Annotated in this window: 1 pseudogene; it reads right to left on the reverse strand. The window is 73.5% G+C overall.

What is annotated here, in order from left to right:
• A pseudogene (locus ACZ3HH_RS31195) lies at positions 1-234 on the reverse strand (aldehyde reductase); the annotation flags it as partial.

A 234-nucleotide genomic window follows, 5' to 3' on the forward strand; every position in this document is an offset into this window, starting at 1 on the left:
GCCGAGCACGCGTTGCGCCTTGGCGCTGGTGGAACGCCGCACCTTGCCCAGCAATGGCAGGGCGGCGCGGGCCAGCGGATTGCGCCGTGCGGCGAGCCGCATCATCCAGTCGGGCACCTGGAACCGGGGCACCCGCCGCGCCTGGCTGCCGAGCTTCTCGCGCAACACCCGGCCGACCTGCTGCACCGACATGATCTCGCCGGCGACCGCCAGGAACCGCTCGCCCCTGGCGTT

It is taken from the genome of Pseudomonas sp. PME37.24/025 (assembly GCF_055556615.1).